Here is a 6772-nt window from a genome sequence, read left to right on the forward strand (position 1 = left end):
GTCAATGTCTCGGGCAAGACCCTGCAGGACGATGGATTTTTCGTGCACCTCGCGGAGGTGCTGCTGCAAACGGGATTGCCGCCGTCGCGCCTGCAGTTGGAAATCACGGAAGGGGTTTTCATCCAAAGCAAAGATGCGTTGAACACATTGTCGAAGATTCGCAATCTCGGGGTCAGTTTGGCGCTCGATGATTTTGGATCCGGATATTCGAGTTTCGGCTACCTTGCCGATCTCGACCTCAATCAGCTGAAGATCGATCGATCGTTCTTGAACGATCTGGAATCATCCAGGAAAAAGCAGGACGTTGTCGGAGGAATTATCGCGCTGGCCAACTCTCTCAGCCTGACTGTCATGGCCGAGGGGGTGGAAACCGAAGGACAACTGGCTTTCCTGATCGCCGAACAATGCCACGGCGCCCAGGGGTTTTTCATGTCGGAACCGATCGACGAGAAATTGCTGACAAATCACCTGATTGCGCGGCGAGGCAGCCTCAAGGCCAAGGCCAGGTCCAAGCTGAACCTCTCGGCTTGATCGCAGCCTGGGCCCGATTCTAGACTTCCGTGAAGCGTCGACCTTCGAGAGCCGGCGCTATGAAAGCGAAGGCCACCACGCCTAGTGCGGCCGTCCCGGCCACACTTTCGAACTCTCACCCCGTGGCCGATTGGCGCTTCGCTCAGCGCTTGCCCCGCGGCCTGTCTCGATGATCCCGACCATTGCGCGAGTAAATTCGACCACGCTGTTTGCCGTGATGGCTGCCTTGTCGGGGCTTTGGCCAATCTGCTCGGCGGCCCCGCAACATGACAGGCGGATGCGATCGTAGTGCAGATCTCTCTCATCGTCTGGCAACGTCGCCAAATTCAGAGCCCGCCCGTGAATCATGCGCAGCAGCTGCGCCAGTGCTGTTTCGACACTCATGCGTTTTGCTCCGCATCGGTCGAACGTCGCGGCACACATAAGATGCCGGATCGTCGATGGGGGAGGGTTGGTTCCCGTCGCCCGATACGGAAAGGCTGCATCATAGCTGTTAATATATCGTTGATTGCTAATGTAAGCGCATAGCACCCGGCTTGCGGCGGTGTCCAAGCCAACGAAGGCGTGAAGGGAGGGCAGATAGCTGGCTGGGGTTCCTGGAAGCTTTTCGAACTTTCTGTCTTGCTCCTCCAGTCGAAATTGCGAGTGCTCAATGAGGGAGCGAGGTAGTGGATGCTCGTTGCCGTCCAGCTTCAGAGCCGAGACGGGACCTGACGCCAATGGCGCTATAGAGGGAAGACCCGGGACGACTTGACGGTGCCGTAGACGAGGCTCGTCGTGATGGACCCAATGCCCGGAATGCCGTGCAGGCGGTTGCGGACGAAATGTTCGTATTCGTCGAGGTCCGCCACGACGACACGCAGGAGATAGTCCGCCTCTCCGGTTAGCAGGAAGCAGTCGAGGATCTCGTCCGCGCCATGTATGCGCTTCTCGAAACGCTCGACGGCCTCGCGTTCATGCCGTTGCAGGGCGATGCGGATGAAGGCGGTGATCTGAAAACCGCAGGCCCGCGTGTCGACATCCGCGGAGTAGCCGACGATTACGCCAGCCTCTTCAAGCAGGCGCACCCGTCGCAGGCATGGAGACGGAGAGAGGTTCACGCGTGCCGCCAGGTCCTGGTTGGTCAGCCGGCCATCGCGCTGCAGCTCCCGGATGATCTGGCGATCCTTGGCATCTATTTGTTTCATTTTCGGATTGGACAATCGTGATATTCCAATTTTGTGAGGCATAGTGGCATTATTTGGCAGCACCTGCCAGACGCTCGATGCAAAGATTCAGGCCGTCCCAAGCCATGAGGTCGCCATGAACCCCCGCCAGCCCGCCAGTTTTGCCACCCGCGCCATTCACCTTGGCCATGATCCGGCGCAGCATGAGGGTGCACTCACGCCGCCGCTGCACCTGACCTCGACCTATGCCTTCGACAGCGCCGAGGCAGGAGCCGCACTCTTTGCCGGCGAGGCGCCGGGGCACATCTATTCGCGCATCTCGAACCCGACGCTCGATCTCCTCGAGCGCCGCTGCGCCGACCTGGAAGGCGCCGAAGCGGGAGTTGCGCTGGCTTCGGGAATGGGCGCCATCTGCTCGGTGTTCTGGACCTTCCTGTCTCCCGGCGACGAGATCATCACCGACAACACGCTCTACGGCTGCACCTTCGCCTTCATGCGCCACGGCCTGGCGAAATTCGGCATCACCATCACTCATGCGGACCTGACCGATCCGGAAGCGTTGCGTGGCGCGCTCTCGCCCCGGACCCGGATCGTCTATTTCGAAACACCGGCCAATCCGAACATGCGGCTCGTCGATATCGCAGCTGTCTCCGCGATCGCCAAGGCGCACGGCGCCAAGGTGATCGTCGACAACACCTACGCTACACCGGTGCTAACCCGGCCGATCGAACTCGGCGCCGATATCGTCGTGCATTCCGCTACCAAATATATGGGCGGGCACGGTGATCTCGTCGGTGGCATCGCTGTCGGCAGGGCCGAAGACATGACGCAGGTTCGCCTGGTCGGCATGAAGGACATGACCGGCGCGGTCATGGCTCCCTTCAATGCGATGCTGGTTCTGCGCGGTCTCAAGACGCTGAAGCTGCGCATGGAACGGCATTGCGCAAGTGCCATGACGGTGGCACGAATGCTGGAGAGCCACCCGGCGGTGGCCAAGGTCTATTATCCCGGGCTGGAAAGTTCTTCGCAGCATGCCCTTGCCAAGCGGCAGATGCCCGGCTTCGGAGCGATGATCGCTTTTGAGCTGAAGGGCGGACTGGCAGCAGGTCGCACGATGATGAACCGCCTCGAACTGATCCGGCGCGCCGTCTCCCTGGGCGACGCCGAAACCCTGATCCAGCATCCGGCCTCCATGACCCATTCGACCTATACGCCAGAAGAGCGTGCCGCCCACGGCATTTCCGAGGGGCTGGTCCGGCTGTCCGTCGGGCTGGAAGAGGTCGAGGATATCCTGGCGGACCTCACGCAGGCGCTGCAGATGCCGGCGTCGCTCGCCGCATAATCGGAGTTCGCTATGATCGACCTCGCCCATCTGGAAACCCTGCATCGCCGGCTTCTTTGGTTGTCCTGCTGGACGATCCACAACGCCAATCATCTGCGCGACAAGGGCGAGGGGGAGGTCAAGGTCGGCGGCCATCAGGCCTCTTCGGCCTCGATGGCGGCGATCATCACGTCGCTTTACTTCCACGCCCTGCGCCCCGAGGACCGGGTAGCGGTGAAGCCGCATGCCGGCCCAGTGTTCCACGCGGTCCAGTATCTGATGGGCAACCTGCCCCTAGAGAAGCTGAAGAATTTCCGCGGCTATGGCGGCGTGCAAAGCTATCCGTCGCGCAGCAAGGATGTCGACGATGTCGATTTCTCGACCGGTTCGGTTGGCCTCGGTGCGGCCTTCCCGATCTTCGCCTCCATGACGCAGGACTATCTGCGCGGCCATGACTGGGCCGGCAAGGAAGGCCGGATGGTCGCCCTGATCGGAGACGCGGAACTGGACGAAGGCAACATCTACGAGGCCTTGCAGGAGGGCTGGAAGCACGACTTGCGCAACGTCTGGTGGGTGATCGACTACAACCGCCAGAGTCTTGACGGCGTGGTGCGTGAAGGGCTCTGGCACCGCATTGAGGCGATCTTTTCCGCTTTCGGCTGGCGGGTGGCCCGTCTCAAATATGGCGCCCTGCAACGCGCGGCCTTTGCCGAACCGGGTGGAGAGGCCCTGCGTGACTGGATCGATGCCTGCCCCAACGCACTCTATTCGGCTCTGACTTTTCAGGGCGGTGCGGCCTGGCGCAAACGGCTCATGGACGATCTTGGCGATCAGGGTGCGATCACGGAACTACTGGACCGCCGCAGCGACACCGAACTCGCAGTGCTGATGGAAAACCTTGGCGGACACTGCCTGCCGTCGCTCTGCGAGGCGTTCGATGCGGCGGACGACGACCGGCCGACGGTTTTCCTGGCCTATACGATCAAGGGCTGGGGCACGCCGCTGGCCGGGCACAAGGACAACCATGCCGGCCTGATGACGCCGGCGCAGATGGAGACCTTTCGCGGCGCCATGGGCGTGCCGGAGGGCGCGGAGTGGAAGCCATTTGCTGCCGTGCCCGAAGAAGCGGGCCTGCGTGCCTTCCTGTCCGGTGTTCCGTTTTTCGCCAAGGGCAGGCGCCGTTTCGAGGCGCCGGCCTTGCCGCGTCCGGACAGAGTGAAATTGTCGGATCGGATGCTGTCCACGCAAGCCGGCTTCGGCAAGATCCTCGACGAGATCGCCAAGGCAGGCGGGCCGTTGGCCGACCGGATCGTCACCATGGCGCCGGACGTGACCGTCTCGACCAATCTCGGCCCCTGGGTCAACCGGCGCGGTCTGTTCGCCCGCGCGGCGCGCGCCGACACGTTCCGCGACGAGCGTATTGCTTCGACGCAGAAATGGGCCTTCTCGCCCAAGGGCCAGCATGTTGAGTTAGGCATCGCCGAGATGAACCTGATGCTTATGCTAGGCGCGGCGGGATTGTCGCATTCCCTGTTCGGTGAACGATTGATCCCGGTCGGAACGGTTTACGATCCCTTCGTCGCGCGCGGCCTCGATGCGCTGAACTATGCCTGCTATCAGGACGCCCGGTTTCTCTTGGTCGGCACCCCATCGGGCGTGACGCTGGCGCCGGAAGGGGGAGCGCACCAGTCGATCGGCACGCCGCTTATCGGCATGGCGCAGGACGGGCTGGCCTCTTTCGAGCCTGCCTTCCTCGATGAACTGTCGATCATCATGGACTGGAGCTTCGACTATCTCCAGCGTGACGGCGAGGGCGATCCGAACGAACGCACCTGGCTGCGCGATGAGACCGGCGGGTCGGTTTATCTGAGGCTTTCCACCCGCCCGATGGAGCAACCGCAGCACCGCAGCGATCCAGGATTCGCCGAGGGCGTGATCGACGGCGCCTACTGGCTTCGCGAGCCGGGATCGAATGCCGAGGTGGTGATCGCCTATCAGGGCACGGTCGCGACAGAGGCCATCGCGGCAGCCGGCCGCATCGGAGGCGATCGACGCGACATTGGCGTGCTCGCGGTGACGTCGGCCGACAGGCTGAACGCCGGCTGGACGGCTGCCCGGCGCGCAAGGGCGCGTGGTCACGCCACGGCGATGAGCCTCGCCGAGCGGCTGCTCGCCCGTCTGCCGGCGCATTGCACGCTGATCACGGTGATCGACGGCCATCCGGCGACACTGTCCTGGCTCGGGGCCGTGGCCGGACATCGCACGGTGCCTCTCGGAGTAGAGCATTTCGGGCAGACCGGCACCATCGGCGATCTTTATCGCCATTTTGGCATCGATGCAGACGCCATCGTCGCAGCCGCAAGCCGCATCGCGCCCGGTCGGCCGATCAGGCTTTCGGCCTGACAAATCGATGCGGCCTGCCGCAAGCCTGTGAAAGGTTCAGCAGTTCCACATCTCACCGCGTAGAGGGTTGCTGCAAGAACGCACCACCCGAGCTCTCGGATACCCAAAGCTGGCACGACAGATATCTGGCAGGGGAACCTGGATTCGAACCAGGACTAACGGAGTCAGAGCGCGTCAGCCGCGATCCGGTTATTGTTGCGGATACTTGTTATTACTGGGCTTTTCCTCTTGTAAGTTGCGGTTACTTGCGGATAATTGTGACTTGCTGGGTACGCCATGGGTACGCGCAAGCCAAGGGGGAAAACCGCAACATGCCAAAACTAACAGAAACGCGCGCTCTTCGCGCCAGACTGCCGGGGAAAAATGAACCCGACGCCGCGCGATCCGGCAGCGCGTGATCGGGCCGATAGAGACGTTCACGCTGATCAGGAAATGGGTGGACCGGATCGAAGCTCGCCCTGTCGAGACGCGACCGCCCGACGCGACGGTGAACTGACCCCGCATAAGGCGGCGCGATCAGCGGACGGTATCTTTCCCCATCGAAGGCAAGGACCGTGCTCTACCGCATGTCCCGCCGGGGCAAACTGCAGTGGTTAACGGCCTATGGCGGCCGGAGCGGGTGAATTACCTATTGCGCCAGACAGCCCGGCGTCTTGTACGAACATTGCACTTCGGACTTCGCGCCGCTTTTGTCGGCGATGACGCAGGCGACGTGGTGATCGTCTCTGGTACACTGGTTGGAGCAGGAGACGAATGTCGCGTCTTTTTCTTTGGCGTAATTCGTCGCGCTGAGTTCGGCTATCTGACTCTCCTTCGCCGTCAGAGTGTAGGGCTCTGCGCTGTGAGCGGCTGTGGCGAGCAGTAATGCGCTGGCGATGATGTCAATTTCATGGTCACTCCCCTCCCTTGGTGGTGTTCGTCCTCATTGCAGATTGAGGTCCGACACCATCGTCTGCCGAATCGGGAACGTCAATGACCCTTTGTCGGCAGGGAGGCGGTCTGGATGCCGTCGCGGCCCACGCGCGTCTCGTTGCAGAGGATATTCTGCTTGGAGATGGAGAGGTAGCCGCTACGTTTGTAGCGCCCAGCCCCGACGAGGAGGCAGTGAGGAGTCCGCTCGTAACCCTCACTCAAAGCGACAAAGGCGGCGGCAAGTCGCTCGCTCTCAACCCGTAGCGACCCTGTCGTCCTGCGCGCCGCTGGTGATACGGTGACGCCGCCACAGCCGTTCGAGCTTGGCGACCAGCTCGGCGCTGCCGCCTGCGTCGTCCATGCGGGCGAGGTTGAGGACGCTGGTGCGCCCGCAGCGCAGGCCCACCGCGATCATCCCGGTGTCGATGCCCCACTGGCG

6 protein-coding genes are annotated in these 6772 nt (G+C 62.3%); 3 read left to right on the forward strand and 3 right to left on the reverse strand.

The genetic code is table 11. The features are described from left to right. Window positions 1-531 (forward strand): EAL domain-containing protein (locus EN742_RS18885; RefSeq protein WP_148670153.1); only part of this gene is annotated, 531 nt, incomplete at its 5' end. Between the two features lie 81 nt (window positions 532-612). On the opposite strand, the gene EN742_RS18890 is transcribed toward EN742_RS18885, so the two are convergent. Continuing rightward, window positions 613-915 (reverse strand): hypothetical protein, encoded by a 303-nt coding sequence (locus tag EN742_RS18890; RefSeq protein WP_127407154.1) that lies wholly within the window; start codon window positions 913-915, stop codon window positions 613-615. 341 nt (window positions 916-1256) lie between these two features. Then, window positions 1257-1718: an Lrp/AsnC family transcriptional regulator gene (locus tag EN742_RS18895; RefSeq protein ID WP_210212621.1), complete on the reverse strand. Its 462-nt coding sequence runs from the start codon at window positions 1716-1718 to the stop codon at window positions 1257-1259. A 115-nt stretch (window positions 1719-1833) separates the two neighbouring features. On the opposite strand from EN742_RS18895, the gene EN742_RS18900 reads away from it, so the two are divergent. Then, entirely contained in the window at window positions 1834-3039 is a 1206-nt protein-coding gene (locus EN742_RS18900; protein ID WP_126054995.1) for a methionine gamma-lyase, read from the forward strand. A gap of 12 nt (window positions 3040-3051) precedes the next feature. Further along, window positions 3052-5421: a 1-deoxy-D-xylulose-5-phosphate synthase N-terminal domain-containing protein gene (locus tag EN742_RS18905; RefSeq protein WP_128333144.1), complete on the forward strand. Its 2370-nt coding sequence runs from the start codon at window positions 3052-3054 to the stop codon at window positions 5419-5421. A 1165-nt stretch (window positions 5422-6586) separates the two neighbouring features. Here the strand turns inward: EN742_RS18905 and EN742_RS38190 are convergent. Continuing rightward, window positions 6587-6772: hypothetical protein (locus EN742_RS38190; protein WP_189375452.1), on the reverse strand; the 186-nt coding region annotated here is incomplete at its 5' end.

Origin of the sequence: Mesorhizobium sp. M4A.F.Ca.ET.020.02.1.1 (assembly GCF_004022645.1) — a bacterium.
Classification (GTDB): Bacteria; Pseudomonadota; Alphaproteobacteria; order Rhizobiales; family Rhizobiaceae; genus Mesorhizobium.

Bases quoted from the DNA above. Each gene is read 5' to 3' on its own strand.
- EN742_RS18890 (WP_127407154.1), bottom strand. From the start codon at position 915: ATGAGTGTCGAAACAGCACTGGCGCAGCTGCTGCGCATGATTCACGGG.
- EN742_RS18895 (WP_210212621.1), bottom strand. From the start codon at position 1,718: ATGAAACAAATAGATGCCAAGGATCGCCAGATCATCCGGGAGCTGCAG.
- EN742_RS18900 (WP_126054995.1), top strand. From the start codon at position 1,834: ATGAACCCCCGCCAGCCCGCCAGTTTTGCCACCCGCGCCATTCACCTT.
- EN742_RS18905 (WP_128333144.1), top strand. From the start codon at position 3,052: ATGATCGACCTCGCCCATCTGGAAACCCTGCATCGCCGGCTTCTTTGG.